Source organism: Crossiella sp. S99.2, from assembly GCF_023094165.1.
GTDB lineage: Bacteria > Actinomycetota > Actinomycetes > Mycobacteriales > Pseudonocardiaceae > Crossiella.
The window spans coordinates 16,829-43,544 of the sequence record NZ_JALMDK010000011.1; the positions used below are offsets into that span (position 1 = coordinate 16,829).

The following is a 26,716-nucleotide window of genomic DNA, read 5'->3' on the forward strand; positions in this document are numbered from 1 at the left end:
GATTCCGTGGCATGCCGTCCAGTCCCCGCCGACGACGTCCCCGGCTGACCGCCACCGCCAGCCGCATCCGCCGCACCCGGGTCCGCCCGCCCGCGCCGGTTCCGGTGGTCCCGCCCAGCTTCTCGCCGAGCGCACCCCCCGTGCTCCCGCCAGGACGACGGCGAGGCTGGGTGTTGCCGGTGGCGGCGCTGGTGGTCGGGGTGGCCGCGCTGGGATCGCTGTGGTTCACCTCGCGCTCGCTGGCCGCCACCGAGGCGCAGCTCGCGCTGAGCGCGCGAACCCAGGTGGCGCAACGGTTCACCGAGGCCGTCGGCCAGCTCGGCTCGGACAAGCTGGATGTCCGGCTGGGCGCGATCTACGGCCTGGACGGGCTGATCCGGGACTCCGCCCAGGACGCGCCGCGCGGGGTTGAGGTGCTGACCGCGTTCGTGCGCACCAGGGCCCCGATCGAGAACTGCGGTGACGGGGCCACCGCCCAGGCCCTGCAACGCCCGGCCGAGGACGTGCAGGCCGCGGTCACCGTGATCGGCCGCCGCGGCAGTCCCGCCGGCGATCGGCTCAACCTCACCCGTGCCTGCCTGGCCGGGGCCGACCTGCACCAGGCCCAGCTGGACCGCGCCGACCTCTCCGGCACCGACCTGAGCCGGGCCAACCTGGCCCGCGCCAAGTTGCGCTCGGCCGACCTGAGCGACGGTGTGCTGGTGCAGACCGATTTCACCGGCGCCGACCTGCGCCGCGAGGACAGCTCCGGCGCCGCCTGGACCACCCGGCTGCGCCAGGCCAACCTGACCGGCGCGAACCTCACCTCGGCCGATCTCTCCGGCGCCGACCTCTCGGGCGCCGAGCTGACCTCGGCTCAGCTGACCGGCGCCAACCTCACCGGCGCCGACCTGCGCGAGGCCACCGGCCTCAGCTGATCCGCGGCAACCGCCCGGCCACCGCTTTGGCCAGCTCGATGAGTGGCTGGCACAGCGTCTCCCCCGGCTGGGCGTCCCGCAGGTGCAGCCGGACCACCTCCAGCATGGGCCGACCCGCCGAATCGCTCATCGGCCGGTGCGGGATCACGACCTGGCAGCTCTCCCTGTCGGGGTCCACCACGCCCTCCACGCCCGCGCCGAGGTCGACCCGGCGGCCGCCCTTCTTCTCCGCCAGCGGTGGCCTGCGGTCGAACTCGACCTTGACCTCGCGCCGGCCGCGCACCCACTCGCAGTCCCAGTCGCCGAAGCCGGGATCGGCCTCGGCCGCGCCGATGAGCGGGGACAGCTCCGCGCGGGTGACCAGCGTGCAGGCTTCCAGGCGTACCAGGGAGTTCTCCGGGGCTTCGGTGGGACGGCGCTTGACCTGCCCCTGGGTGAGCACCTGGAGCACACCGGTGGTCAGGGTCTCGGCCATATCGCACAGTGGGGCGGGCCGGTCGCGGAGGTGTTCGGCCCGGATGCGGATGCGGTAGCCGTCCGGCAGGTGCACGGTGCGTTCACATTCATCGCCCCGTTGCGCGGGACGGTGGATCGGGGCGATCACGGTGGCCGTCGGCGTGGGGGTGTTGGTGCCGGGGAAGCCCTGCAACTGCACCTGGACGCTGACCTCGTCGGCCGGATCGTCCGGTTTCATCCGCACCAGCACCCGGCAGCGGTTGAAGTTGCCGTAGTCCTGGTCCAGCACGGCCTGGCCGAAGCGGCTCAGCGCGCCGACCTCGGTCAGCGCGCACGGGTCGACGGTGCGCGGGTCGCCGAGCAGGCGCAGCCGGTCCTCGGGTAGCGAGTCGGCCCACGGCCAGAACACCGCCGCGGCGGCCGCCACCGCCAGCACGGCGCCCAGCGCGGTGTAGACCGGCCAGCGGCGGCGCGGTGGGGGCGGCGGGACGCGCAGGGTCAGCTTGGCCCCGCTGGCCACCTCGGCGAGCATGGCCTGCGCGTCCTCGGCACTGGGCCGACGCCGGGGATCCTTGTGCAGCAACGCATCCAGCACCTTGCCGAGCGGCCCGCCCTGGCGGTGCGGTTCTCGCTGGCCGGCGCCGGCGCGGGCGAGCATGCTCTGCGGCGGCGCGTCCAGCCTGCCCCACGGCGACCGGCCCTCCACCGCCGCGAACACGGTGGCGCCCAGCGCGAAGACGTCGGCGGCGCTGGTCCCGACCTCGCGGTTGGCGACCTCGGGGGCGACGTAGGCGGGGGTGCAGTCCAGGACGCCCCCGCTGACGTCGGTCTCCTCGGCCCAGCGGGCGATGCCCAGATCGGTCAGCTTGGCCTGCCCGGTCGCGGTGACCAGGACGTTGGCCGGTTTGACGTCCAGGTGCACGATCCCGGCCCGGTGGATGGCCACCAGCGCGGCGGCCACCTGCTCGCCGATCCGGGCCGCGCGCTCCGGGAAGAGCGTGCCGTCCTGCTCGACGACCTTGGCCAGATCGCGGGATTCCAGGTACTCGCTGACCACCCAATGGTCCGCGCCCGCGGTGAACGAGGTGAGCACCATGATCACGTTCGGGTGGGTGAGCGCGGCGCCCTGGACCGCTTCCCTGCGGGTCTGCCGCTGCCCCTGCTCCCGGTCGGCCGCGCTGGAGCGCTTCATGGCCACCACGCGGTTCAGCTCGACATCGCGGGCCCGCCAGACCTCGCCCTGGCCGCCACTGCCCAATTTCGCCAGTAGCTGGTAACGGCCCGCGATCAGCTCGTCACTCCCCATGTGAGCGGAGTGTAGGCACAGCGCTTACCTAGACAGCTGGTGGCCGGTCCTCGTACGGCGTGGAGAGCACCACCGTGGTCCGGGTGGAGACGTTGGCGACCTCGCGGATCCGCCGCAGCAGATCCTCCAGGGCCGTCGCCTTGGCCACCCGGACCAGCAGGATGTAGGACTCGTCGCCGGCGACCGAGTAGCAGGACTGCACCTCGGGCAGGGCGGCGAGCCGTTGCGGGTAGTCATCCGGAGCCGACGGGTCGATCGGGGTGAGCGAGATGAACGCGGTCAGCGGCAGCCCGACCTGTTCGTGGTCGAGCCTTGCCGAGTAACCGCGGAGCACCCCGCGTTGCTCCAGCCTGCGCACCCGTTGGTGCACGGCCGAGACGCTCAGCCCCACCTTCTCCGCGAGATCGGTGAAACTGCAGCGGCCGTCCTCGGACAGCACCCGCAGGATCGCGCGGTCGATCGGCTCAAGATTCGTCACGCGGGTAGTGATACCAGGTCGTGGGGCTGGTTGTTCAGTCGCTCGACACCGGTTTCCGTAACGACCACGATGTCCTCGATCCGCGCGCCCCACCGGCCCGGCAGGTACACCCCCGGTTCGACGCTGAAGGCCATGCCCGGCTCCAGCACCAGGTCGTTGCCCGCGACGATGTAGGGCTCCTCGTGCACTTCCAGGCCGATGCCGTGGCCGGTGCGGTGCACGAAGTACTCGGCGAGCCCGGCCTGCTCCAGCACCTGGCGGCCGGCGGCGTCCACCGATTCCGCGGTGACGCCGGGGCGAACGGCCTGCACGGAGGCTTCCTGGGCGGCGAGCAGGGCGGCGTAGCCGGTGGCCACGTCGGCGTGTGCGGGCGTGCCCAGCACGTAGGTGCGGGTGCAGTCGGAGTTGTAGCCCTCGGCGACCGGGCCGCCGATGTCGACCACCACCACATCCCCGGCCTGGATGACCCGCTCGGACAGCGAGTGGTGCGGGCTGGCGCCGTTGGGGCCGGAGCCGACGATGACGAACTCGGCGCGGGTGTGGCCCTCGGCCTCGATCGCGGCCGCGATGTCCGCGCCCACCTCGGCCTCGGTGCGCCCGACCTGGAGCCATTCGGCCATCCGCGCGTGCACCCGGTCGATGGCCGCGCCCGCCTTGCGCAGTCCGGCGATCTCACTGGCGTCCTTGCGCATCCGCAGTTCGCGCAGCACCGGTCCGGCCAGGACCTGTTCGGCGCCGGGCAGCGCGGCCCGCAGCGGCAGCACGTGCCGGGCGGTCATCGCGTCGGCCACCGCGACCCGCTTCGGCGCGTGGCCGGTGCACTGGAGCAGGTCGGCGACCAGGCGGTACGGGTCCTCGCCGTCGACCCAGGTGAGAAGTTCCACGCCCAGCTGGGCCAGCGGCAGCGCGTCGTAGCCGGGGGCTTCCAGCTTGGGCAGCACCAGCGCGGGCGGCGCGCCGTCCTCGGCGGGCAGCACCAGGCAGGTGAGCCGTTCGAAGGAATCCCCGCCCGCGCCGAGCAGGTAACACAGGTCCGAGCCCCCAGCGACGAGCAGCGCGTCCACCCCGGCGGCGGTCGCGGCGGTCGCCGCCCGGGCCAGCCTGCTGGTGTGCGCCTGCACGTCCACTTCTCCGGTCGTCGTCGACATAGCCGCTACTTTATGCGGTCCATCTGCCGCCACACCCGAAATACCAGCGGGCACAGCGTGGCCGCCAGGTAGAGCCCGCCTGCCAGCCACATGGTGGTGGTCAGCCCGAGGCCATCCACGGACAGTCCGGCGAGCACGGTGCCCACCGGCATGCCGGCCGCGCAGCCCGCCGCGGTCACACCGAAGACGACCGGCCGCTGTTCCTCGGGGATGCGCTCGTACTCGACCACGGACAGGATCGGGTTGATCGCCCCGCACAGCAGGCCGATCAGCGCCATGCCCGCGACCAGCGCGAACAGCCCCGGTTCGGCCAGCAGCAGGAGTTGTTTGGGCGCGCCGACTGCCAGGAAGGCCACGGTGTAGACCGGCCAGCGCGGCAGCCGCGGCCCGAGCCAGCCGTAGAGCAGGGTGCCCAGCAGCGCGGCCCCGCCGAACACGCCGGTGATCACGCCGAGCGCGACGCTGCTGCCCAGCACGTCCTTGGCGTAGCGGGGTAACAGCACCGAGAGGACGGCGGCGTCCATCATGTTGGTGGCCATCAGCATCAGCGTGATCGCGCCGATCAGCCGGTCCCGGCGCAGGTAGCCGATGCCGGCCCGCAGATCGGCCAGGTAGGCCCGCGCGCCGCGGGCAGGCTGGGTGTCGCCGGTGCGGTCGCCGGGCAGGAACAGGCCGATCAGCAGCGCGGAGACGGCGAAGGTGGCCGCGTCCACGAAGAGCACCTCGGCCGCGCCGGTGACCGCGATCAGCACCCCGGCCAGCAGTGGCCCGACCATCTTGGCCGCCCGGGAGGCCCCGTCGGCGGCGCTGGCCGCGCGTTCCAGTGGGGTGCCGCCGAGTGCGGCGAGGTTGGGCACTGCCGAGGCGCGGGCGGTCTCCCCCGGCGCGCGGCTGAGTCCGAGCACCGCGACCAGCAGCACCAGCTGCCACAGCGCCAGTCCGACGGTGAGGTGCAGCACCGGGATGGCCAGCACGGAGAGGGCGGCGAGCAGGTCGGAGAGCACGCTGGCCCCGCGCACGCCGAAGCGGGCCACCATCGGACCGCCGAGTGCTGAGGAGGCCACCACCGCGATCAGTTCGACCGCGGCGACCAGGCCGGTCTGCGCCGAGCTGCCGGTGGTCTCCAGCACGAACCAGGGGATGGCCAGGAAGGTCATCATGGTGCCGCACACCGAGATCCCGTTGGCCGCGAACAACGCGGCGAGGGGCAGGCGGCGGCGTACGGGTGTCAGTTCCTGGACGCTCATGTCTTCTCCCCCTTGGCTTCCCGGCCTTTGCGCGGGAAGGACTGCCACTGGGTGACCACGGAGGTGTCGCCCGCGCGGCGCGGTCGCTCGTAGCGGTCCAGGACCTGTTCCAGCTCGCCGTTGAGCGCGGTGAGTTCGTCGGCGGTCAGCCACAGCAGCCGGTCGGACATGCCGGCCGCGTCGATCCACTCCCGCGGCCAGCCCGCGGCGCCGGTCACGAACTCGGTGGCCTTGCGGTGGTAGATGTCGACGATCTCCTGCAGGAAGGCGCCCATCGCGCCGCGGTGGGCCGGGTCGCTGAGGAAGTCGCCGAACTCGAAGTCGGTGTACTGGTGCCGGGCCCGCCACCAGCGGTCCCGCTTGTTGCCGCGGTCCGGGTCCTCCTCGATGAAGCCGTACTCGGCGAGCTGGCGCAGGTGCCAGCTGGTGGTGCCGGAACTCTCGCCGAGCCGTCCGGCCAGGCCGGAGGCGGTGGCCGGGCCGTCGGCGCGCAGCAGGCCCAGGATCTCCAGGCGCAGCGGGTGCGCCAGGCCGCGCAGGGTGCGCGCGTTCAGCTCGATGGCCCGTTCCTGGGGGCGTTCGTCCTCGCTCACCCGCCGACCGTACAATCGCCAAGGATCCTTTGCAAAGGGTTCTTGGCGATTTCTGTCGGTGGGTCGTGGCAGGCTGTGCGGGGTGAACGCTCCCCTCGTGCTGATCGACGCGGCCAGCCTGTGGTTCCGGGCCTTCTACGCCGTGCCGGAGTCGATGACCGCCCCCGACGGCACCCCGGTCAACGCCGTGCGCGGCTTCACCGACATGGTCGCCCGGCTGATCGGCGACCGTCGGCCCGGCCGGCTGGTGGCCTGCCTGGACGCGGACTGGCGGCCGGCCTTCCGGGTCGAGGCGCTGCCCTCCTACAAGGCGCACCGGGTCGCCGAAGGTTCCGACGGCAGCGAAGAAGAAGTGCCGGACACGCTGTCCCCGCAGGTCCCGGTGATCCTGGACGTGCTGGACGCGGCGGGCATCGCCACCGCGGAGGCCGACGGTTACGAGGCCGACGACGTGATCGGCGCGCTGGCCTTCGCCGAGTCCAAGGACCCGGTCGAGGTGGTCACCGGCGACCGCGACCTGTTCCAGCTGGTGCGCGACGAGCCGGTGCCGGTGCGGGTGGTCTACGTGGGCAAGGGCATCGCCAAGGCGGAGACCTTCGGCCCCCTGGAACTGGCCGCCAAGTACGCGCTGCCGGAGAAAGAAGCGGGCGCGGCCTACGCGGCCATGGCGGTGCTGCGCGGCGACCCCAGCGACGGCCTGCCCGGCGTGGCGGGCATCGGCGAGAAGACCGCGGCCAAGCTGATCACCCAGTTCGGTTCCCTGGACGCGCTGATCGCGGCGGTGGGCGACCCGATGGACCGGGTGCTGACCGCCCGCGCCCGCACCAGCCTGACCGCCGCCGCGGACTATCTGGCGGTGGCGCCCAAGGTGGTCAACGTGGCGGTGGACGCCCCGGTCCGGATGTACCGCGAGGACGCCCTGCCCGCCACCCCCGCCGACCCGGCCCGCTTCGCCGCGCTGGGCCGCCGCTGGGGCATCGACCGCTCCCTGGACCGCCTGCTCAAGGCCCTCAAGGCCAACGCCGCCTGACCCGGTGCCCGCTCGGCCTCACCCGAGCGGGTAACCCAGGGCGGCCACCTCCTCCCGCACCCGCGTCCAGTCCGCCTCGGGCGCCAGCCGCCGGGTCAGCGCCTCGGTGACCGGCGCGCCCAGCCACACCTCGCGCACCGCGCGGTAGTCCAGTTTCCGCTGGTAGTAGTCCTGCGCGAACTCGTGGTACCCATTGGGCCCGTCAGTCGCGACAACCTGGAACAACCAGCGCGCCCCGTCCGGATCGTCCCCCGCCGGGAACACCAGCTCTCCGGTCTGCCAGCGGGTCCCGTTCCACCGCCGCCACACGACGACGGTCGCGGCCAGCACATCGTCCACACTGAACGCCGGCTCCTCGACCAGGTCGTGGAAGTCGGTGGGCAGATCGTCGACCAGGCCCGGCCAGAGTTCGCCGTCGTCGTTGAGGCACGGACTCATCGCGGACTCGTGGTCGAACCCCCGGATGAACACCCCGGCTTCCTGGAACACGATCGAGTACTCATCGCCGGAACCGTTGGCCATCCAGGCGAGTTCCCGTTCCGGGGTCCAGGCGGGGTCGTAGCCGAAGTAGCGGGTGGCGGACTCGTCGTTGAGCACGATCTCCAGGGCGGCCAGGGCCCGGCACCGGGCCCGCAGCACCTCGATGTCGGGCAACTCCCGCACAAGATCCAGAGCAGTCACGGGTCCATGAGAGCACGCGCCCCCGACATCTCGACGGCCACCACGATCTCGCCCGTACGACTTGGCCCAACTCGCACGCCCACTTGTGCCAACCCGGCGTACCAGTTGGGCCAACTCGCCGCCTCAGCGGTACTTGGCTGAGCGCTGGTGGTACTCGTCCAGCACATCCGCCCCCAGATAGGCCCACGGGATCCCGTGCAGCCGGTCCCCCATCCCGGCCAGGTGGATCTTCGCCCGTTCCTTGTCCATGGCCATGCAGAACGCGGCCGCGAACAGGTTGTGCGCCTCGTGGTCGCGCACGTGCGGCTGGGGTCCGGTCTGCCACCGGTCCGCCGCCTCGGCCAGGTCCTCGGCCACCTTCGCGAAGTGCCGGACCTGCAAGGTGGCGATCTTGAGCGGGCTGCGTTCCTCCAGGAGTTTGCGGAAGCGCGGCAGGTAGGTCTCGAAGTGGGCCAGGGGCAGCATCGCGACCAGGGGGTTGCCGGGTGGGGACTTGTCCACGCAGCCGTGTGCGAAGGCGAGCATCTCCTCCTCGGAGCCGCCCCATTTCGCGGCCAGGTACTGCAATCGCTGCCAGTGCGCGGGATACAGCATCGGGGCGCGGTCGATGATCTTGCGCCAGAGGTCGTCGTGTTGTTCGCGGTCGACGTTGAGGCCGCGGGCCACCGGCATCAGGCTGACCCACGGCACGGCGTCCTTGGGCAGGAGTTTGGCGCTGCGGTGCAAGGGTTCCACCGCGCGGCGCAGGGTGCTGTGGAACAGTTTGGCGCGGTCCGCGCCGACGCTGGCGCCGCTGCCGGAACCGCGGATCGCCCACGCCTCCTGGATCCGGGCCTCGCCGACCAGCAGCCACAGGTCGGGATCCTCGGCCTGTTCGGCGATGGCGGTCAGCTCGTCGCTGTGGCCGATCGCGGTTTTGCCCAGCACGGCCGCGCGCAGGGTGCGGGTCTCGGGGTCCTCACGGCATTCGGCCAGCACGGTCAGGCCCGCTTGCAGACTGCCTTCGCTCACCTCGGCCACCGCGGCGTCGAGCACCGGGTCGTCGTAGGTGCGGTGCTGGATCATCACCGGCTTCGGCAGGGCCGCTTCCTTACGGGCGGCCGACCTCTTCCCCCAACCGAACAACCCCATTAGGTCACAGTATCCCGATCACTCCTGTCCCAGCGAGACACCTCAGAAGAACGTGCCCGACCAAGGCGGCCTGCCGGTGCCGAAGAGCCGGTCCGCCTCGGCCAGGGCCAGGGGCGAGGTCACGGTGAGCCGTCCGGCCTCGGCCAGTTCGCCCGGCCGGGTGCCGCCCAGGTACAGCGCGGCGAGCGCGTCGACGTCGAGTTCCAGGTCCGCCGCGGCCTCGGTGCGGCTCGTACCGTCCGGGCCGATCAGGTAGTGGCCGGTGTTGGCAGGCAGGAACCGGTCCCGCACGGACAGCACCACCGGTTCCGCCGCGCCGTAACTCCGCGCCGCCAGGGCCTGCGGCACGTCGACCAGCCGGAGCCAGATCTCGTCCTGCACGGCGGTGGTGCGCACCGCGTCCCGGTCGGTCAGCAGCAGTTCCAGGGGCAGGTCCAGGGGCAGCGGGTCGTCGGTGGTGATGCGGCTGACCAGGTCCACGCCGAGCAGGAAGCGCCACAGCCCGGCCTGCGCGCCCGGGGTGGCCGGGTGCAGGTCGCGGATCTCCAGTGCGCGGCCGTGTTCCTCCCGGACGAAGGTGTAGAGCACGTACCCGTCCGGTCCGGCCGGTCCGGTGTGCACGGCGGCGACCAGGTGTTCGTCCCCGGCGCGATGCCGGGCCAGGGCAAGGGCCCAGTAGTGCGCCGAGCGTTCCTGCCAGCCGGGGCGGGACGGGTCGAGCCGGGCGTAGATCTCCGGCACCACCGTGTCCAGCTCTTCGGGCGCGAGCAATCGCACCTCCCCGGTCACCGGGGCGCCGGGGTGCAGCCGGGCCCGCGCCCGGTCGACCGAGACCAGCCTGCCGCGGCTGGCCACGCCGTAGCCGAAGCGCCCGTAAATGGCGGCCTCGCTGGCGCGCAGGCTGGCCAGCACCTCGCCGCGCTCGGCCAGGTCCCGCAGCTGGGCGCGCATCAGTTCGGTGACCACGCCGCGCCGGGTGTGATCGGCGCGCACGCCGACCCTGGTGACCCCGGCGTGCGGCACCGCGGCCCGGCCGGGCACGGTCAGCGGCGCCGGGAACGAGGTCGTGGTGCCCACCAGCAACCCACCGCTGCGCACCCCGAGTGTGCGGCCCGGCACGTAGGCGCGCCGGGAGTGTGCCCACTGCTCGTCGCCGGCGGGCGGGTGGTGCATGGCGGCGCGGAAGAGGGTGTGCGCGGCGCGCACCTCGGCCTCGTCGAGCACCTGTACCTCGTGATCGGTCACCAGCGCATCGTGCCTGGCCGGGAGCGCTCTGACGAACGGATTAACCGGCAGGAGAAGGCCATTCACTCCCCGGTGCGGCCCCGGCATGATTACCTCGGGGTCCAGTCGACAAGCTTGGGTGGGGAAAGCATGATCGAGTACTGGTTCCGGTCCACGGACGTGGACGAGGCAGACCGGTCCGACTACTGGCACGAGGCGGCCGCCGGATTATGGGGTGCGGCGGACCTCGACACCGCGACCGATGGCGACTTCCACGCGGTCTCACGCACCCTGGAACTCGGCGGCATGGCGGCGAGCGTGAACGATCTGCCCGGCTTCTCGATGCGGCGCACCTCCACCCATGTGCGCCGCGACGATCCCGAGTTCGCGGTGCTGACTCTGCTCGAACGCGGCGATTTCGACTTCGCCCAAGGCGAGCGGCAGACCAGCTTCACCCCGGGTGACCTGTTCTTCTACCACACCTCAGCGCCCCTGGCCGGCGCCTCGAATCCGGCGGCCACTCTCGGCTTCTGGTTCCCCCGCGCCCTGCTGCCCACCGGCGCTGAGGCGTTGGTGATGACCGCGCTGTCCGCCCGGACCGGGCTCGGCGCGCTGGTCGCGGGCAGCCTGCGCGAGCTGGCCTGGCTGGACGCCGACCGCGACGAGGAAGCGGCACTGCTGGCCCCGATCACCCTGGACCTGCTCGCCGCGCTCTGCCACCGCGAACTGGGCACGCTGCGCCCGGCCAACACCACCCCGGCGGTGCTGCTCGGCCAGGTGCGCGCCTTCATCCAGCAGCACCTGGCCGATCCGGCGCTGGACCGGGCGATGATCGCCGCCGCGCACCACATCTCCGTGCGCTATCTGCAGCGGCTCTTCCAGCAGGAGGGCCAGACCGTGGCGGGCTGGATCCGCGACCGGCGACTGGAGAACTGCCGCCGCGACCTGGCCAACCCGGCGCTGCGCGACCGTCCGGTGCACGCGGTGGGCCGCCGCTGGGGCTTCACCGACAGCGCCCACTTCACCCGCGTCTTCCGCGCCGCGTTCAGCCTGCCGCCGGGCGAGTACCGCAAGCTGGCCCAAGTGCCGCGGCAGGGCCAGCGAATCCTGACCTGATCACCACCGGGGGGTGCAGCACGATGATCGAGACCTGGTTCCGGACCACCGACGTGCCGGCAGCCGAACGCTTCGACTACTGGCGGGAGCTGGCCGCGGGCCTGTGCGGCGAGTCCATCATCCAACGGCTGGGCCCCGGCGACTTCCACTCCGAGGTCCGTGCCCTGGACATCGGCTCGGTCGGCGTGGTGCTGGAACACCACTCGCCGTACTCCCTGGTGCGCACCGCCACGCACGTGCGCCGCGAGGACCCGGACCGCTGCTACCTGATCCTGCTTGAGGACGGCGCGGTCGGCTTCGAGCAGGACGGCCGGTCCGGGGTGCGCCGCCCCAGCGACCTGATCGTGCACCACACCAGGAGCCCGTCAGTCACCTTCGGTGGCACCACGCGCCGGTCCATCCTGCTGCACTTCCCGCGCGCCCTGCTGCCGCCGGTGGCCGACGAGCTGCTGGGGGTCGTCCTCTCCGGGCGCGACGGGCTGGGCGGACTGGTCGCGGGCGCCCTGCGCGAACTGGTCCTGCTCGGCGCCGACCGGGACGAGGAAGGATCCCGGCTGACCCGGATCACCCTGGACCTGCTCGGCGCGCTGTGCCACCGGGAACTCGGCACCGAAAGCCCAGCCGCCACCACCCCGGCGGCGCTGCTGCACCAGGTGCGCGCCTTCGCGCGCAAGCACCTCGGCGATCCGGAGCTGGGCCCGGCCACCCTCGCCGCCGCGCACCACATCTCCGTGCGCTACCTGCACCGGCTCTTCCAGCAGCAGAACCAGACCGTGGCAAGCTGGATCCGGGGCCAGCGGCTGGAGCACTGCCGCCGCGACCTGACCGACCCGGCCCTGCGCGAACGGCCGGTGCACGCGGTGGCCCGCCGCTGGGGTTTCACCGACAGCGCGCACTTCACCCGTGTCTTCCGCGCCGCGTTCAGCCTGCCGCCAGGCGAGTACCGCAAGCTGTTCCTGGCACCGCGGCCGGACCAGCGAGTCCTGTGACCTGACCACCACCGAGGGTGCAACGATGATCGAGACCTGGTACCGGACCGCCGACGTGCCGGTGGCGGACCGCTTTGACTACTGGCGCGCGCTGGCCACCGGGCTGTGCGGCCAGGTGACCATCGACAACCTCAGCGCGGGCCCGTTCCACGCCGAGGGCCGGGCCCTGGACCTGGGCGCGACGGGCATCGTGACCGACGCCAAGTCGGGCTTCTCCCTGGTCTGCACCGAGGCCCAGGCGCGTCGCCAGGGCCAGGAGCGCTGCTACCTGACCCTGGTCGAGGACGGTCTGGTCAGCTGCGATCAGGACGGCAGGCAGAGCACGCTGACCGCGGGCGAGCTGATCATCCACCACAGCATGTCGGCCTCCTCCACCTCGGCGGTGACCAGCGGACGCTCCCGCATGCTGCACTTCCCGCGCTCGCTGCTGCCCCCGGTGGCCCTCGGCCTGCTGGCGACCAAGCTGTCCGGCCGCGAGGGCCTGGGCGCGCTGGTCGCGGGCGGGCTGCGTGAGCTGGCCGCGCTGGATGCCGACCGCGATGAGGAGGCGGTCCGGCTGACCGGGATCACCCTGGACCTGCTCGCCGCGCTCTGCCACCGGGAACTGGGCACCGAACGTCCGGCGACCACCACCCCGGCGGCGCTGCTCGGCCAGGTGCGGGCGTTCATCCGGCAGCACCTCGGCGATCCGGACCTGGGCCCGGCGACCGTGGCCGCGGCGCACCACATCTCCGTGCGCTACCTGCACCGGCTTTTCCAGCAGGAGGGCCAGACCGTGGCAGGCTGGATCCGGGACCGCAGGCTGGAGAACTGCCGCCGGGACCTCGGCGATCCGGCCCTGCGCGAACGGCCGGTGCACGCGGTGGCCCGGCGCTGGGGTTTCACCGACAGCGCGCACTTCAACCGCGTCTTCCGCACCGCTTTCGGCCTGCCGCCGGGCGAGTACCGCAAGCTCGCCCACGTGCCGGCCCAGGTCCGGCGGGCGCTGAACTGACAGGGGGTGCCGCACGATGACCGAGACCTGGGTTCGCACCATGGACCTGCCGGCCAAGGACCGGTTCGACTACTGGTACTACCTGGCCACCCTGGGCTGGGGGGAGATCACCGTCGAGGTGCCGGACACCACCGACTTCCGCAGCGTGGGCAGGCTGGTCGACCTCGGCGGCATGCTGATGACCACCGAGGAGCTGCAGCCGGTGCGGGTGGATCGCAGCGCCGCCCAGGTCCGCCGCTCGGACCCGGAACGCTGGCACCTGACGCTGCTCGCCGAGGGCAGCTCCCGGTTCGAGCAGGACGGCCGCCAGGCCGGGCTGAGCGCGGGCGACCTGCTGATCTACCACAGCTCGGCGCCGTTTCGCTGCACCGTGACCTCCTCGAAGACGGAGTTCCTGCAGTTCCCGCGCGAGCTGAACCCCGCGGGGCTGGAGTCGCTGGTGTCGATGCCGTTCTCCGGCCGTGCGGGCATCGGCGCGCTGGTCGCGGGCTGTCTGCGGGAGCTGGCGGCGCTGCCGGGCAACCAGCCGGAGGAGGCGAGCAGGCTCACCGCGGTCACCCTGGACCTGCTCGGCGTGCTCAGCGCGCGGGTGCGCGGCGACTCGGCCGCGCCGGCGGCCACCCCGGCGGCGCTGATCACCACGGTGCGCGCGTTCATCCGCGCCAATCTGGCCGATCCGGAGCTGGACCCGGCCGCGATCGCCGCCGCGCACCACATCTCCGTGCGCTACCTGCACCGGCTCTTCCAGCAGGAAGGCCAGACCGTGGCGGGCTGGATCCGCGAACGGCGACTGGAGAACTGCCGCCGCGACCTGGCCAACCCGGCGCTGCGTGAGCGGCCGGTGCACGCGGTGGCCCGGCGCTGGGGTTTCACCGACAGCGCGCACTTCAGCCGCGCGTTCCGGTCGGCGTTCGGGCTGCCGCCGGGTGAGTACCGCAGGCTCGTCCAGACCGGCGCCCAGCCGTCCTAGATCTTGTGCCCGCACCGTCAATGGCGGTGCGTCCGGAGTCAACGACTCCCCGGCCCGGTTCGGCCAAGATTCTTTCCAGGCGGTCACCGGGTTCCCCGGGGAGGACGGATCCGGACCGCTCGGCCAGCACTGGCGGCGTTCCTGGGGGCCGCCGCCAGGCTGGTCCCTCCAACTCGCCGGCGCGCACTCCCAGTGGTCGCGCACCGGTGGGGCCGGGTCAGGGCTGCCACCTGGCCCGCGCCGACCCCGCACGCCGGGCGGGCTCGGGGTCGGCGCACCGGTCCATCGCTACTTCGGCAGGCTGACCTCGTAGACGGCGTTGCTGTTCTTGACCGTGACGGTGACCGTCTTGTCCTTGCCGTCGATCTTGACCTTGCAGTCGAAGGTCGAGCCCTGGGTCACGGCCTGGCCGGACGGGCAGGTGGCGTTCTCCACCTTCTGCACGTTGTACTTCTCGACCAGGATCTTCTTCACGCCCTCCTGCACGGCGTTCTCGTCGAAGACCTTCTTCAGGAACCAGCCGGGCCAGACGAAGCCGAGCACGGCGACCGCGGCCACCAGCAGCACCGCGAGCCCGCCGAGGATCAGCGGCAGCGCGGACTTCTTCTTCGGCCCACTCGGCGGCTGGCCGTAGCCGGGCTGCTCACCGAAGCCCTGCTGGGGCTGACCGTAGGGGCCGGGCTGGCCGGGGAAACCCTGCGTCGGCTGGCCGTAGGGTCCGGTCGGCTGCTGACCGGGCTGCTGCTGACCCGGCTGCGGCTGGCCGTACTGACCGGGCTGGCCGGGCTGCTGGCCTGGCTGCTGGCCGTACCCCGGCTGCGGCTGGCCGAACTGCCCCGGCTGCTGCTGGGGCTGGCCGTACTGGCCAGGCTGGCCGGGCTGCTGCCCGTAGCCGGGCTGGCCGGGCTGGGGCTGCTGGCCGGGGGGCTGGCCCGCGGCCGGGAAACCACCGGAGGGCGTGCCCTGGCCATAACCCGAGCCGTACGGCTGCTGGCCCCATTGCTGCGGGTTGTTCTCCCCGGGCGGGCCATACGGGCTGGTCATCCTGCGCCTCCGAGTTCGTGGTTGTCGTGCCTGGTCACGCACACGCTGCGAGCGATCAAACCACAGCGCGGCCCGCCGTACCCGGCCGACCGGCCAAGTTGCGGCAAGAGGTGGCTACCCTCGGTCCGGACGCGGCTCACGTGACCATCGCGACCACGCCGCGGCGCAGTGCGGCGGCCGCCTTGATCGCGGTCGCGCCGACCGGATCCTGCCCGCCGAGCACATCTCTGAGCTGCTCCAACAGGTCGACGACCTGGCGGCACCAGCGCACGAAGTCACCGGCGGACAGCTCCTGCCCGTTGGCCTCGGCCGCGCTGAGCACCTTCTCCAGAGACTCCCCGCGGGACCATCGGTAGACCGGCCAGGCGAATCCGGCGTCGGGTTCCCTGGTGCGGTCCAGGCGATGCTTGCCCTCGTCGTCCTCCAGTTCGGCCCAGACGCGCATGGTGTTGTCCAGCGCTTCGGCCACGCCGCCGCCGGGCAGCCGGGGCTGGGTGGGGGCGTCCCGGCGGGACTCGAAGACCAGCGCGGAGACCACCGCGGCCAACTCGGCCGGGTCCAGGTCCCGCCAGGCTTCGGTGCGCAGGCATTCCGCGGCCAGCAGGTCGGATTCGCCGTAGAGCCGGGCCAGCCTGCGCCCGTGCTCGGTGACGATCTCGCCGACCTCGTCCTCGGTTTCCGGTCCACGCAGGTAACCGCGGTCGCGCAGCAGGGCCCGGATCCGGTCGAAGGCGCGGGCCAGGGAGTGCGTGGTGGCCGCGACCTGGCGTTCCAGCTTCTCGGTCTCGGCGAGCAGCCGGTGGTAGCGCTCGCCCCAGCGGGCGTGCTGTTCCCGGTCCTCGCAGGCGTGGCAGGGATGCGCGCGCAACGCCCGGCGCAGCGAGGCGAGTTCGGCGTCCTCGACCGCGCCGCCGGAGGAGCGGCGCCGGTTACGGCCGGGTGGCTGGATGCCGGTGTTGCGCAGGGTGGCGGCCAGGTCCCGGCGGCTGCGCGGGGAGCGGACGTCGACCTGTTTGGGCAGCCGGACCCAGCCCAGCGGCACCACCTCGGACGGGAAGTCGTGCACGGACAGGCGTCCGGCCCACCGGTCCTCGGTGACCACCAGCGGGCGCGGGTCGTCGTTGGGGTCCAGGCCGGGGTCGATGACCAGCGCGAGGCCGCTGCGCCGCCCGGAGGGCACCGCGATGACATCGCCCTTGCGCAGTTTCTCCAACGAGGCCGCGGCTTCCGAGCGCCGCACCGTGCTGCTCTGCCTGGCTAGCGTCTTCTCCCGTTCGGAGATGCGTTTGCGCAGGTTGGCGTAGTCGCTGAAGTCGCCGAGGTGGCAGGTCATGGACTGCTCGTACCCGGCGAGCCCTTCCTTGTTGCGCTCGATCCGCCGGGACAGCCCGACCACCGAGCGGTCGGCCTGGAACTGGGCGAAGGACTGTTCGAGCAGTTCGCGGGCTGCCGCGGCGCCGACCCGGTGCACCAGGTTGACGGCCATGTTGTAGCCGGGCTTGAAGGAGGAGCGCAGCGGGTAGGTGCGGGTGGAGGCCAGGCCGCCGACCGCCCTGGGGTCCATGCCGGGCTGCCACACCACCACGGCGTGGCCCTCGATGTCGATGCCGCGCCGCCCGGCCCGCCCGGTGAGCTGGGTGTACTCGCCGGGGGTGAGGTCGACGTGCGCCTCACCGTTGTACTTGACCAGTTTCTCCAGCACCACGGTGCGCGCGGGCATGTTGATGCCCAGCGCGAGGGTCTCGGTGGCGAAGACGACCCGGACCAGGCCGCGGACGAAGAGTTCCTCCACGGTCTCCTTGAACGCGGGCAGCAGGCCGGCGTGGTGGCTGGCGATGCCGCGTTCCAGGGCCTCCCGCCATTCCCAGTAGCCGAGCACGGCCAAGTCGGGTTCGGGCAGGCCGCCGGTCTTGGCCGCGATGATGGCGCGGATCTCGGCCGTCTCGGCCTCGGTGGTCAGCCGCAGCCCGGAGCGCACGCACTGGTTCATCGCCGCGTCACAGCCGTTGCGGCTGAAGATGAACACGATCGCGGGCAGCAGGCCCTGCGAGTCGAGCTGGCGCACCACGTCGTTGCGCGAGGGCGGCCGGAAGGTGCCTGCTCGCGGTCCGCTGCCGCCGCGCCGGTCCGGCCGGGCCCGGCCCCAGGGCAGGTGCCTGCGTTCCATTTCCTGGGTGGCCCGGCTCAGTTCCGGGTTGATCCGGATGTGCCCTTCCCTGGAGTCCTCGGCGAAGAGGTCCAGCACCCGGCTGCCGACCTGCATGTGCTGCCACAGCGGCACCGGCCGGTGCTCGTCGACCACCACGGTGGTGTCCCCGCGCACCTCGACCAGCCATTCGCCGAACTCCTCGGCGTTGCTGACCGTGGCGGACAGTCCGGCCACCCGCACCTGTTCGGGCAGGTGCAGGATCACTTCCTCCCACACCGCGCCGCGGAAGCGGTCGGCGAGGTAGTGCACCTCGTCCATGACCACGTAGCCGAGGTTGTCCAGCGCCCGGGACCCGGCGTAGATCATGTTGCGCAACACCTCGGTGGTCATGATCACCACCGGCGCGTCCCCGTTGATCGAGGTGTCCCCGGTGAGCAGCCCGACCTGTTTCGGCCCGTACCGGGCGGCGAGGTCGGCGTGCTTCTGGTTGGACAGCGCCTTGATCGGGGTGGTGTAGAAGCACTTCTTGCCCTCGGCGAGGGCCAGGTGCACGGCGAACTCGCCGACGATGGTCTTGCCAGCGCCGGTGGGCGCGCACACGAGCACGCCGTGCCCGTCTTCCAGCGCCTCACAGGAGCGGCGCTGGAAGGGGTCCAGTTCGAAGGACAGTCCCGCGATGAAATCGGTCAACTTCGGATAGGTCGACCGGGTACGGGCTGCGGCGAAGGCCTCCGCTGGAGACCTGCCTGAGTCGGAAGAAGGGCTTGCTGCCACCAGTCAAGGCTTTCACACGTGCCCGACAATCACCGCATGACCTGGTCGATCACCTGGCGGAAGCCGGGACGGCGTGCCAACGGCACCGATCACCGGCCTTAGGCCACCACGGTCAGTGCTCCGGGCACCGCGCGCACCGTCACCGGCAGCCGGGCCTGGCGTTCCCCGTCGGCGTAGGCCACCCAGCCGTTGTCCCCGCCCAGCTGCACCTTGCGGGCCCGGAAGGTGCGGACCACCGGGTGGTCCACGTGCCCGCCGGTGCGCAGCGTGGGCAGGATGCGCAGCAGCAGGCGACGGCTGGCCGCGCCGACCACGGTCACGTCCAGTTCGCCGTCGGTGGGATCGGCCGCCGGGCAGATCGGGATGCCGCCGCCGTAGCTGGTGGTGTTGCCGACCGCGACCAGCGTGGCCTCGACCTCGACCCGGCCGGACACCGTCTCCAGCAGCAGTTGCCGCGGTCGCAGGTTGGCCAGTTCGGCCAGGATGGCCAGGTCGTAGCGGCGGGGTCCGGCCGGCCAGCGCATCCGGTTGGTGCGCTCGTTGACCGCGGAGTCGAACCCGGCGCAGAGCACGGTGGCGAAGTAGCCGCCGCCGGCGATCCGCCCCAGGTCCAGCCGCCGCCGAGCGCCCGCGCGCAAGGCGCTGACCACTGCCGCGGCCGCTTCCCTTGACCCGCCGGGCAGGCCGAGTGCGGTGGCCAGGTCGTTGCCGGTGCCCGCCGGGATGACCGCGAGCGCGGTGGCGCTGCCCGCGCAGGCCTGCACCGCGGCGTGCGCGGCCCCGTCCCCGCCGAGCACGGCGAGCACGTCCGCGCCGTCGGCGACGGCGGCCTTGGCCAGCTGGGCCAGGTGCTCGCCGCTACCGGCGGTCAGCGCCCGCAGTTCGGTGACCGCGGGCCGGAGGGCGGCGGCGACGGATCCGGCGACCCGCGCCGCCGACCAGGCCCCGGAGGCCGGGCTGACCAGCAGCGCGAGCCGGGTCACGTGGCGTCGTCGTCGTAACGGACCCTGGGCTTGTCCACCACCGGCGCCGGGCTGGCCCGCACCGGTTCGACCTCCTCCGCCTGGGTGTCCGGCGCGATCGGCGAGGCGTCGTCGTCGTTCCAGGAGTCCCAGCCCTCGGCGCCCCGCTTGCGCGCGGCCCGCTTGTCCCGGATCCGGGCGATCTGGATGGACAGCTCGTGCAGCAGGGTCAGTGCGAGGGCCAGGGCGAGCATGGAGAACGGGTCGGTGCCGGGGGTGGCGATCGCGGCGAAGACGAACAGCCCGAAGATCGCGCCCCGGCGGCTGCGCCGGAGCTTGTCGTAGCTGAGCACGCCGGCGAAGTTCAGCATGACGACCAGCAGCGGCAGCTCGAAACTGACCCCGAAGATGATCAACAGGGCGAGCACGAAGTTGATGTAGTTGCTACCGGCCAGCGCGGTGGCGAACTCCTCGCCACCGAAGCCGACCAGCGCGATCAACGCCTTGGGGATGATGAAGAAGGCCAGCACCGCGCCGAGCATGAACAGCGCCGAGGCGCAACTCACGAAGGTGCCCGCGTACCGCTTCTCCTTCTGGTACAGCCCCGGCGTGATGAACGACCACAGCTGGTAGAGCCAGACCGGGGCGGCCAGCACCGCGCCGACGGCCAGCGAGACCTTGAGGCGGACCATGAACGCCTCGAATGGTTGGGTCTGCAGCAGCTGGCACTTGCCCGCGTTCAGCGAGACCCGGTCCGGGATGGCGCAGTAGGGATCCAGCACGATCGAACCCAGGGTCGGGATCGGGCCGACCGTGTAGACCCACCACAGGAACGCGATCACGGCACCGGCCACCAGGGCCAGCAACGAGACGGCCAATCGATGCCGCAGCTCGTAAAGGTGCTCGATGAGCGTCATCGTGCCGTCGGGGTTCTTCTCCCGACGGCCGAACAACTTGCCGAGCCCTTTACGGCGGCGGAGCTCTCCGCTCCCCACCGCGTCAGTCTCCTCCGATCCGCGCGTCAGCGGTTGTCAGCGCGGCCCTGGGTCTGCTCCAGCGGCGGCGCGACCTGGGGCGCGGGCGGCTGGACGACCGGCTGGGCCGGCGGCAGCGGCTGCGGTGCGGCGTAAGGCTGCTGGGGCGCGGCGGCGGGCTGCTGCGCGGCGGGCTGCTGGACCGGGACCTGCGGCGCGGCGGCGGGCTGCTCGGCCTCGTCCTCCTGGCGCATGGTCTTGGTCTCGGCCTTGAAGATGCGCATCGACCGGCCCACCGCGCGGGCCATGTCAGGCATCTTCTTCGCGCCGAACAGCAACACGACCACCACAGCGATGATCAGCAGCTCGGGTACTCCGATAGGCACGGCGGTCCTCCTGTCTCCCCCGCTACCCGATGGTACGCGGGGCAGGCATGTCGTCCTTGGTCGAAGCGCGCCGTTCCAAGATCGCCACTCGCAACGCGGCGGAACGGGCACGCAGCAGTCCGGTGCGGTCCCTGACCGTGCCCTGGAACCTGGCCTGGGCCGCCCCGGCACGTTTGACCGCGCGGAGAACCTTCACCAAGACGATCACCAGGACGACCAGTCCGGCGAGGACTGGCAACACGAGGGACAGGTACTGCACCAGCACACCGTAGCTGGCCGCACCGACCGTGACGAGACCCGCCCAGCGGAACCGATCACCTGTTTCCCGAGGGATGAACGGTTCAGAACGATCGTCTTACTCATCCTTGAACACCAGCGAGAATAGCCACGGAAGGTGGCGAAACGTACCCTCTGCGTCACGATGAGCCACAACCAGATGTCCGGCGCGGTGCTCGGTTCCCTGATCCAGGCCAGGGATGTCACGGTGCGGATCCCGCCGCCGGCGCCCCGCGCGCTGGACGGTCTGCCCGCCCGGATCGGCACCTTCACCGGCCGCGCCGAGGACCTGGCCGCGCTCAGCCGGACCCTGGAACCGGGCCAGGGTCCGCGGGCCTGCGTGATCACCGGCCTGCCGGGCGTGGGCAAGACCGAGCTGGCGCTGCAGGCCGCCGAGCACGCCCACCGGCGGGGCTGGTGCTCCGGTGGCGTGCTGTTCATCGACCTGCACGGCTACCACGACCGCACGCTGACCGCCGCCGACGCCCTGGACAGCCTGCTCCACGCGCTGGGCGTGCCGGCCGACCAGATCCCGCCCGAACCCGCGGACCGCACCCGCCGGTACGCCACCCTGCTGGCCACCCAGGCCCGGGCCGGCCACCCAGTGCTGGTCGTGCTGGACAACGCGGGCAGCGCCGAGCAGGTCCGCCCGCTGCTGCCCGCCGACGGCCACACCCCGGTCCTGCTCACCTCCCGGCATCGCCTCAGCGACCTGGACGCCCGCCTGCACGAACTGGCCGTGCTGCCCGCCCCGGCCGGCGCCGAACTGCTCGACCGCATCCTGCGCACCCGCCACCAGCCCGACGACCGCGCCCAGGCCGACCCCGCCGCCGCCACCCGCATCGCCACCCTGTGCGGCGGCCTGCCCCTGGCCATCCAGATCGCCGGCGCCCTGCTGGCCGACAACCGCGCCCGCCCAGCCCGCACCCTGGCCGAGGACCTCGCCGAGGGCCCCATCGAGGAACTGACCCGCGAGGGCCAGGGCGTCCGCCGCGCCTTCGACCTGTCCTACCGCCACCTCGCCACCGACCAGCAACGCGTCTTCCGCCTGCTGACCGCCCACCCCGGCCCCGACCTCAGCACCGACCTCGCCCAACCCCTCCTGGACACCAACCCCCGCCACACCCGCCACTGTCTGGAAGCCCTGGCCCGCGCCCACCTCCTGGAACCGGGCAGCGCCTACGGCCGCTGGCGCATGCACGACCTGGTCCGCGACTACGCCACCGAACACGGCCATGCCCGCGCCGACTCCGACCACCGCGAAACAGCCGTCGACCGCCTCCTGGAACACCTGCACACCAAGGCATCCGCCGCCACCGGCCTGCTGTCCACCACCCGCATGGACCAGACCGTGTTCCCCGGCCGCCCCGAAGCCGCCGACTGGATCGAAGCCGAACGCGACAACCTGGTGGCCTGCACCGAACTCGCGGCGCAGTCCGGCCGTCACCCCAGGGCGATGTTCCTCGCCGCCGAAGTGTCCTACTGCCTGCTGAAAAGCAGCTATCCGTGGGCCTGCTACCGCGCGACCCAGGCCGGCCTGATCTCCGCGAAGGAGATCGGCGACCTGGAGATCCAAGCCGCCCTGCACTCCTACGCCGGTGACGCGCTGCGCCGCACCGGCGAGGTCACCGCGGCCGCCATTTCCCAGATCTGCAGTTTCAGCGCCTTCGGCGAACTGGGCCTGCGCGGCGGACAGGCGCACGCGCTGGACGAACTCGGCGTGTTGTCAGCGCACAACCGGCAGTTCGATCAGGCCATCCACCTGCACACCTCCGCGATCGAGTTGTTCAGGGAACTGGGTGACAAGACACATGAGGGGCTGGCCTGGTGCCATCTGGGCACCGTCCAGCACCAGCTGCGCCAGTGCGACCAGGCGATCGCCACCTACGAACACGCGCTGGAACTCTGCCGGGCCGCGGGCAACCGGCTGGCCGAGAACCAGGTGACCGACACCATGGGCGAGTGCCTGCTCATGAGCGGCCAGCGCGCCAAAGCGCTCGAGATCTACCAACGGTCAGCCAGGCAGCTGGCGGATCAGCACACCCGGGACGAGCACTTCCTGAGCCAAGGCAACCTGGCCTACGCCCTCGCCGAGGCGGGCGAGCCCGAGCAGGCCATCGCCATCCACGAACAGTGTGTCGCGCACTGGACGAACTCCGGCGACCGCGAACGGGAACGCATTGCCCGCCTGGCCCACGGCGTCGCGCTGCACCAGGGCGGCCGCTGGGAGGAGGCTGTCCCAGCACTGCGCGAGGTGGCCGACCAGGCACACCTGGCCGGCGACACCCTGCGTCAGGCCGGAGCCTGGCAAGCCATCGGCAATTCGCTGACCGAGCTGGACCGCCACGAGGACGCCCTGGCCGCGTACACCACCTCCGCCGACCTCCACCAGACCCGCGGCGACCAGTACTACCAGGCCCTCCTGCTGACAAAACAAGCCCACGAACTGGACCACCTCGACCGTCCAGCGGAAAGCCTCACCGCCGCCACCACCGCCCTGGACCTGTTCCGGCGCCACGGCACACCCCACGACCACTGCCGCGCACTCCGGCTGGCCGGCATCGCCCTGCACCAGCTGACCAGGTTCACCGAGGCCCGCGCGCACTTCGAGCAGGAGATCGCGTTGTGCCGCAACGAGAACGACCGCTTCGCCGAAGCATGGGCCCTGGGCAGGCTGGCCTTCACCCTGCGCGCACTGGACCTCCCCGAGGAAGCTGAGCAAGCCCGCGACACCGCCACAGCCCTGTTCCGCGAACTCGGCCGCCCGGACCACGCCCAGGTGCCCCTCGACCCGCCCGGGGCCCCGGATGCCTGACTCAACCGATCCGCAACGCCCAGTCCCGCGCCGCCTCGTACCACTGGACGGCGGTCCGGTGCAGGTTGAGCGAATGCCCCGTCTCCGGCACCGCGAACGCCGTCAGCTCCACCCCGTCCCCGTAGAAAACCCGTTCCGCGGCAAGCAAACTCGCCGAACTGGAGCAGTCGGTGGCGCCTTCCCCGGTGAACAACACATCCCGGTCCCCCAGCACCACCAGCACCGGCACCCGGAGGTTCGGATACTCCTCAGGCCCGGGAAAAACATCGTAATCCGGAATCACATCCGGCTCGGTCAACTCCTCATCCAACTCCACCAGGCGGTCGTCCACCGTCCCCGGATACAGGAACATCCCGGCCCTGGTCCCCACGATGCTGGTCAGGTACCCCGGATCAAGCCCCCGATCCGCGAACCGCGAATCCTGCGCCGCCGGATGGAAATGCGCCGCAATCCCGCTGTACGCCTTCTGATTGGGCTGATTACTGCCCCCGGTGAGAATGACCCCGTCAAGGTCACCGGGAAACCGCAACGCGAGCGCCAGCGCCAGCGCGATGCTGAACGAGTGCGCCACGAAGATCACCCGCCGGTACGGCACCCCGTCCACCTCCCCGGCCCGCAACGCCTGCACCACGTGGTGCATCGAGTCGATGTGCGCACTGCCCCGCAACTCCGCGCTGGGCGGCCGGCTGCTGTCCCCGGCTCCCAGCCGGTCCACCGTGAGCACGGCGTGCCCCGCGCCGACCATGGTGTCGGCGTAGGAGGGCCCATCGGCTCGCACCAGCCAGTAGCCGCGCCCGTAGAAGCCGCCGGGCACCGCGAGGTGGACGGTGTCGGTAGCCGCGACCGGCGTCCGCAACTCCCCCACCACGTGCAGGTCAAGCCCCACCGGAATCCTGACATCCATGCCGCCCCCAAGATTGCTCAAACTTGAGTACCGGTGCGGGAGTATGCCGGATTCCGGTTGTCCGGAGCAAGCGCAGCCAGCGGTCCCCGCGCCCAACCCGCCCGATGACTCTTCGCCCGGCCACTCGGCCGACGAGTCAAGCCCGCCCGGCGGTCGCGCGCACCGGCCCGGTCAGTCCGCCGGCGCCAGGCTCGCCCGGCGCAGGGCCGCCGCCGCCCGGTCCCGGATCTGCCCGGCCAGCCGCTCCGGCCGCTCCACGTGCACATCCCGCCCCAGCCCCAGCATCAGCCGGACCATCCAGGACTCGTCGGTGTAGCGCATCAGCACCCTGGCCCGCCCGTCGCCCAGCTCGGTGACCTCGTCCACCGGGTAGTACTCGGCCACCCAGCGCGCGTCCGTCTCCAGCACCAGCATGGCCACGTGGTGGTCCGGCTCCGGCCGGTACAGCCCCTCGGAGACGTCGGTGGGTTCGGCGTGCGGCGGCGGGGTGGCCGGCTCGTCCAGCAGGGTCACCTCGTCGACGCGGTCCAGCCGGAACAGCCGGACGCCCTCGGCGCGGCGGCACCACGCCTCCAGGTAGCTGCGGCCGTCGACCAGCAGCAGGCGCATCGGGTCGACCACCCGGTCGCTGATCTCGTCGCGGGAGATCGTGTAGTAGCGCAGCCGCACCGCCCGCCGCTCCTGCAACGCCTGCTGCAACGGCTCGCGCACCTCGGCGGTGGCCCGGCTCTCCCGGCCGGCCAGGCCGACCACCACACCCGCGGGCTGGGCCTGGCCCACCGCGGACTCGATCTTGGCCAGGGTCCGGCGCACCGCGTCCGTGTCGGCCACACCCGGGGTGTCGGCCAGCGCGCGCAACGCCACCAGCAGGGCGGTGGCCTCCTCGGCGGTCAGCCGCAGCGGCCGGTTCATGCCCGCGTCGTAGGTGACCGTGACGGTGTCCCCGTCGAAGGACAGGTCGATCAGGTCACCTGGCCCGTACCCGGGCAGCCCGCACATCCACAGCAGCTCCAGGTCCTTGCGCAGCTGCTGGGCGGTGACGCCGAAATCGGCCGCCGCCTCGGAGATCAGCACGCCCGGCCGGGCCAGGAAGTAGGGCACCAGGGACAGCAGCCTGGGCAGCCGCTCGGTGGAGGAGGAGGCGGTCATCGGGCCTCCCCCGCCGCGCCGGCGAGGAGCTGGTGCACGTGCGCGCGCAGTGACTCCGGTTCCAGCACCACGACATCCGGCCCGTACCCGGCGATCCAGCTCGCCGCCGAGTTCGGGTACACCAGATCGATCTCCATCACCTCGCCGGTCTCGCCGTCCAGGTCCATCGTCTCCACCGCCTTGGCCCGCCGCCGCAACCCGTGCGCCCGGTCCAGCGCCACCCAGACCCGGGCCGGCGCCGACTGCGGCGCGGTGTCCTGGTCACCGGCGACGTAGTGCAGCAGGTCCACGCCCTCGGGCCGGCGCACCGCGCCGTCGCGGCCGGTGGCCTTGGGGATGCCGACCACCCTGGACAGCCGGAAGCACCGCGGCGCCGCCCGGTCCCGGTCCTGTCCGACCAGGTACCAGCGCCCGCGCCAGGACACCACGCCCCACGGCTCGACGGTGCGCCGTTCCGGTTCGGGCGCGCTCTGCTTGCGGTAGTCGAAGCCGACCACCCGCCCGGCGTGCACCGCGGCCAGCAGCGGCCCGAACGCGGGCTCGTTGGCCCGCACCTTGGGCTCCACGATCGAGGGCGCCGCCTGGTCCACGTCCACCCCGGCGGCCCGCAGCTTGACCAGAGCGCCGTGCGCGGCCCCGGTCAGCTCCGGCGACTCCCACAGCCGCACGGCCAGGGCCACCGCGGCGGCCTCGTCCGGCTCCAGGTCGATCTCGCCCAGCTCGTAGTCGCGCCGCGCGATCCGGTAGCCCTCCGGGTCGAAGGCCGAGTGCCGCCCGGTCTCCAGCGGCACGCCCAGGTCGCGCAGTTCCGCTTTGTCCCGCTCGAACATGCGGAAGAAAGCTTCCTGGTTGGCCGCGTCGGTGTACCCGGGCACGATCGACCGGATCCGGTCGGCGGTCAGGTACTGCCGGGTCGACAGCAGGCAGAGGACCAGGTTCACCAGGCGTTCGGCGCGGGCAACGGACACCCGAAGCAGCTTACGGGTCCGCGCCAGTGCGCCGC

At 72.2% G+C, this 26,716-nt stretch carries 24 protein-coding genes; 7 read left to right on the forward strand and 17 right to left on the reverse strand.

The genetic code is table 11. The features are described 5' to 3' along the window. The first annotated feature begins 11 nt into the window (after positions 1-11). On the forward strand, positions 12-917 hold the full coding sequence (locus tag MZC64_RS34135; RefSeq protein ID WP_247763696.1) for a pentapeptide repeat-containing protein: 906 nt from the start codon (positions 12-14) through the stop codon (positions 915-917). Here MZC64_RS34135 and MZC64_RS34140 read toward each other — a convergent pair. From MZC64_RS34140 to MZC64_RS34160, 5 genes are read right to left on the reverse strand one after another with little or no spacing between them, the layout of a single operon-like run. Continuing rightward, complete coding sequence (locus MZC64_RS34140) at positions 910-2,679, reverse strand: serine/threonine-protein kinase (protein WP_247763697.1); 1,770 nt, start codon at positions 2,677-2,679, stop codon at positions 910-912. The genes MZC64_RS34135 and MZC64_RS34140 overlap by 8 nt on opposite strands. A 28-nt stretch (positions 2,680-2,707) precedes the next feature. Beyond that, positions 2,708-3,157: an Lrp/AsnC family transcriptional regulator gene (locus tag MZC64_RS34145; RefSeq protein ID WP_247763698.1), complete on the reverse strand. Its 450-nt coding sequence runs from the start codon at positions 3,155-3,157 to the stop codon at positions 2,708-2,710. After that, complete coding sequence (locus MZC64_RS34150; protein ID WP_247763699.1) at positions 3,154-4,305, reverse strand: Xaa-Pro peptidase family protein; 1,152 nt, start codon at positions 4,303-4,305, stop codon at positions 3,154-3,156. Before MZC64_RS34150 ends, MZC64_RS34145 begins: the two co-directional genes overlap by 4 nt. 5 nt (positions 4,306-4,310) lie before the next feature. Then, complete coding sequence (locus tag MZC64_RS34155; protein ID WP_247763700.1) at positions 4,311-5,552, reverse strand: MFS transporter; 1,242 nt, start codon at positions 5,550-5,552, stop codon at positions 4,311-4,313. Continuing rightward, entirely contained in the window at positions 5,549-6,145 is a 597-nt protein-coding gene (locus MZC64_RS34160) for a helix-turn-helix domain-containing protein (RefSeq protein ID WP_247763701.1), read from the reverse strand. Before MZC64_RS34160 ends, MZC64_RS34155 begins: the two co-directional genes overlap by 4 nt. Before the next feature lie 82 nt (positions 6,146-6,227). Between MZC64_RS34160 and MZC64_RS34165 the strand changes: the two genes are divergently transcribed. Then, positions 6,228-7,175 (forward strand): 5'-3' exonuclease, encoded by a 948-nt coding sequence (locus MZC64_RS34165; protein WP_247763702.1) that lies wholly within the window; start codon positions 6,228-6,230, stop codon positions 7,173-7,175. A gap of 18 nt (positions 7,176-7,193) precedes the next feature. Here the strand turns inward: MZC64_RS34165 and MZC64_RS34170 are convergent, their stop codons facing one another. The 3 genes from MZC64_RS34170 to MZC64_RS34180 all read right to left on the reverse strand — a co-directional run bounded on the left by MZC64_RS34170 (position 7,194) and on the right by MZC64_RS34180 (position 10,232). Further along, positions 7,194-7,856, reverse strand: coding sequence for a hypothetical protein (locus MZC64_RS34170; protein WP_247763703.1), 663 nt, complete (start codon positions 7,854-7,856; stop codon positions 7,194-7,196). A 123-nt stretch (positions 7,857-7,979) separates the two neighbouring features. Then, entirely contained in the window at positions 7,980-8,987 is a 1,008-nt protein-coding gene (locus tag MZC64_RS34175; RefSeq protein WP_247763704.1) for a hypothetical protein, read from the reverse strand. A 42-nt stretch (positions 8,988-9,029) separates the two neighbouring features. Beyond that, positions 9,030-10,232, reverse strand: coding sequence for a GNAT family N-acetyltransferase (locus tag MZC64_RS34180; RefSeq protein ID WP_247763705.1), 1,203 nt, complete (start codon positions 10,230-10,232; stop codon positions 9,030-9,032). Positions 10,233-10,361: 129 nt separating this feature from the next. On the opposite strand from MZC64_RS34180, the gene MZC64_RS34185 reads away from it, so the two are divergent. Genes MZC64_RS34185 through MZC64_RS34200 form a run of 4 tightly spaced genes read left to right on the forward strand, consistent with a single transcriptional unit; the run spans position 10,362 to position 14,280 of the window. Next, positions 10,362-11,327: a helix-turn-helix domain-containing protein gene (locus MZC64_RS34185; RefSeq protein WP_247763706.1), complete on the forward strand. Its 966-nt coding sequence runs from the start codon at positions 10,362-10,364 to the stop codon at positions 11,325-11,327. A 23-nt stretch (positions 11,328-11,350) separates the two neighbouring features. Beyond that, positions 11,351-12,316 carry a helix-turn-helix domain-containing protein gene (locus MZC64_RS34190; protein WP_247763707.1) on the forward strand — a complete coding sequence of 322 codons (966 nt, stop codon included), beginning with the start codon at positions 11,351-11,353 and terminating at the stop codon, positions 12,314-12,316. Positions 12,317-12,341: 25 nt separating this feature from the next. Next, positions 12,342-13,310, forward strand: a complete 969-nt coding sequence (locus MZC64_RS34195; protein WP_247763708.1) for a helix-turn-helix domain-containing protein — start codon at positions 12,342-12,344, stop codon at positions 13,308-13,310. A gap of 16 nt (positions 13,311-13,326) precedes the next feature. Then, positions 13,327-14,280, forward strand: coding sequence for a helix-turn-helix domain-containing protein (locus MZC64_RS34200; protein WP_247763709.1), 954 nt, complete (start codon positions 13,327-13,329; stop codon positions 14,278-14,280). A 288-nt stretch (positions 14,281-14,568) separates the two neighbouring features. On the opposite strand, the gene MZC64_RS34205 is transcribed toward MZC64_RS34200, so the two are convergent. The 6 genes from MZC64_RS34205 to MZC64_RS34230 form a co-directional block, all read right to left on the reverse strand. Next, a complete protein-coding gene (locus tag MZC64_RS34205) occupies positions 14,569-15,324 on the reverse strand; it encodes a DUF4333 domain-containing protein (protein ID WP_247763710.1) in 756 nt (251 codons plus the stop codon). Positions 15,325-15,460: 136 nt separating this feature from the next. Beyond that, positions 15,461-18,247 carry an RNA helicase gene (locus tag MZC64_RS34210; RefSeq protein WP_247763711.1) on the reverse strand — a complete coding sequence of 929 codons (2,787 nt, stop codon included), beginning with the start codon at positions 18,245-18,247 and terminating at the stop codon, positions 15,461-15,463. A 98-nt stretch (positions 18,248-18,345) separates the two neighbouring features. Continuing rightward, positions 18,346-19,230: a diacylglycerol kinase family protein gene (locus MZC64_RS34215; protein ID WP_247763712.1), complete on the reverse strand. Its 885-nt coding sequence runs from the start codon at positions 19,228-19,230 to the stop codon at positions 18,346-18,348. After that, complete coding sequence (tatC, locus tag MZC64_RS34220) at positions 19,227-20,204, reverse strand: twin-arginine translocase subunit TatC (protein WP_374205816.1); 978 nt, start codon at positions 20,202-20,204, stop codon at positions 19,227-19,229. The genes MZC64_RS34215 and tatC overlap by 4 nt, the downstream gene beginning before the upstream one ends. A gap of 26 nt (positions 20,205-20,230) precedes the next feature. Then, positions 20,231-20,569 (reverse strand): Sec-independent protein translocase subunit TatA, encoded by a 339-nt coding sequence (gene tatA, locus MZC64_RS34225; protein ID WP_247763713.1) that lies wholly within the window; start codon positions 20,567-20,569, stop codon positions 20,231-20,233. Positions 20,570-20,591: 22 nt separating this feature from the next. Next, positions 20,592-20,828, reverse strand: coding sequence for a bacteriophage holin (locus tag MZC64_RS34230; protein WP_247763714.1), 237 nt, complete (start codon positions 20,826-20,828; stop codon positions 20,592-20,594). A gap of 135 nt (positions 20,829-20,963) precedes the next feature. Here MZC64_RS34230 and MZC64_RS48250 point away from each other — a divergent pair, with 135 nt between their 5' ends. Then, a complete protein-coding gene (locus MZC64_RS48250; RefSeq protein ID WP_308301102.1) occupies positions 20,964-23,660 on the forward strand; it encodes a tetratricopeptide repeat protein in 2,697 nt (898 codons plus the stop codon). Position 23,661: 1 nt separating this feature from the next. Here MZC64_RS48250 and MZC64_RS34250 read toward each other — a convergent pair whose 3' ends face one another. From MZC64_RS34250 to MZC64_RS34260, 3 genes are all read right to left on the reverse strand, one after another. Beyond that, the gene (locus tag MZC64_RS34250; protein WP_247763715.1) at positions 23,662-24,564 is read right to left on the reverse strand and encodes an alpha/beta fold hydrolase; all 903 of its coding nucleotides are present in this window, start codon (positions 24,562-24,564) and stop codon (positions 23,662-23,664) included. A gap of 171 nt (positions 24,565-24,735) precedes the next feature. Beyond that, on the reverse strand, positions 24,736-25,713 hold the full coding sequence (locus tag MZC64_RS34255; protein ID WP_247763716.1) for a YafY family protein: 978 nt from the start codon (positions 25,711-25,713) through the stop codon (positions 24,736-24,738). After that, the gene (locus MZC64_RS34260) at positions 25,710-26,681 is read right to left on the reverse strand and encodes a YafY family protein (RefSeq protein WP_185006557.1); all 972 of its coding nucleotides are present in this window, start codon (positions 26,679-26,681) and stop codon (positions 25,710-25,712) included. Before MZC64_RS34260 ends, MZC64_RS34255 begins: the two co-directional genes overlap by 4 nt. Positions 26,682-26,716 lie beyond the last annotated feature (35 nt).

Coding starts and splice junctions, on each gene's coding strand:
- MZC64_RS34200 (WP_247763709.1), top strand. CDS start 13,327: ATGACCGAGACCTGGGTTCGCACCATGGACCTGCCGGCCAAGGACCGG.
- MZC64_RS34140 (WP_247763697.1), bottom strand. CDS start 2,679: ATGGGGAGTGACGAGCTGATCGCGGGCCGTTACCAGCTACTGGCGAAA.
- MZC64_RS34135 (WP_247763696.1), top strand. CDS start 12: ATGCCGTCCAGTCCCCGCCGACGACGTCCCCGGCTGACCGCCACCGCC.
- MZC64_RS34250 (WP_247763715.1), bottom strand. CDS start 24,564: ATGGATGTCAGGATTCCGGTGGGGCTTGACCTGCACGTGGTGGGGGAG.
- MZC64_RS34195 (WP_247763708.1), top strand. CDS start 12,342: ATGATCGAGACCTGGTACCGGACCGCCGACGTGCCGGTGGCGGACCGC.
- MZC64_RS34155 (WP_247763700.1), bottom strand. CDS start 5,552: ATGAGCGTCCAGGAACTGACACCCGTACGCCGCCGCCTGCCCCTCGCC.
- MZC64_RS34255 (WP_247763716.1), bottom strand. CDS start 25,713: ATGACCGCCTCCTCCTCCACCGAGCGGCTGCCCAGGCTGCTGTCCCTG.
- MZC64_RS34175 (WP_247763704.1), bottom strand. CDS start 8,987: ATGGGGTTGTTCGGTTGGGGGAAGAGGTCGGCCGCCCGTAAGGAAGCG.
- MZC64_RS34185 (WP_247763706.1), top strand. CDS start 10,362: ATGATCGAGTACTGGTTCCGGTCCACGGACGTGGACGAGGCAGACCGG.
- MZC64_RS34150 (WP_247763699.1), bottom strand. CDS start 4,305: ATGTCGACGACGACCGGAGAAGTGGACGTGCAGGCGCACACCAGCAGG.
- MZC64_RS34190 (WP_247763707.1), top strand. CDS start 11,351: ATGATCGAGACCTGGTTCCGGACCACCGACGTGCCGGCAGCCGAACGC.
- MZC64_RS34205 (WP_247763710.1), bottom strand. CDS start 15,324: ATGACCAGCCCGTATGGCCCGCCCGGGGAGAACAACCCGCAGCAATGG.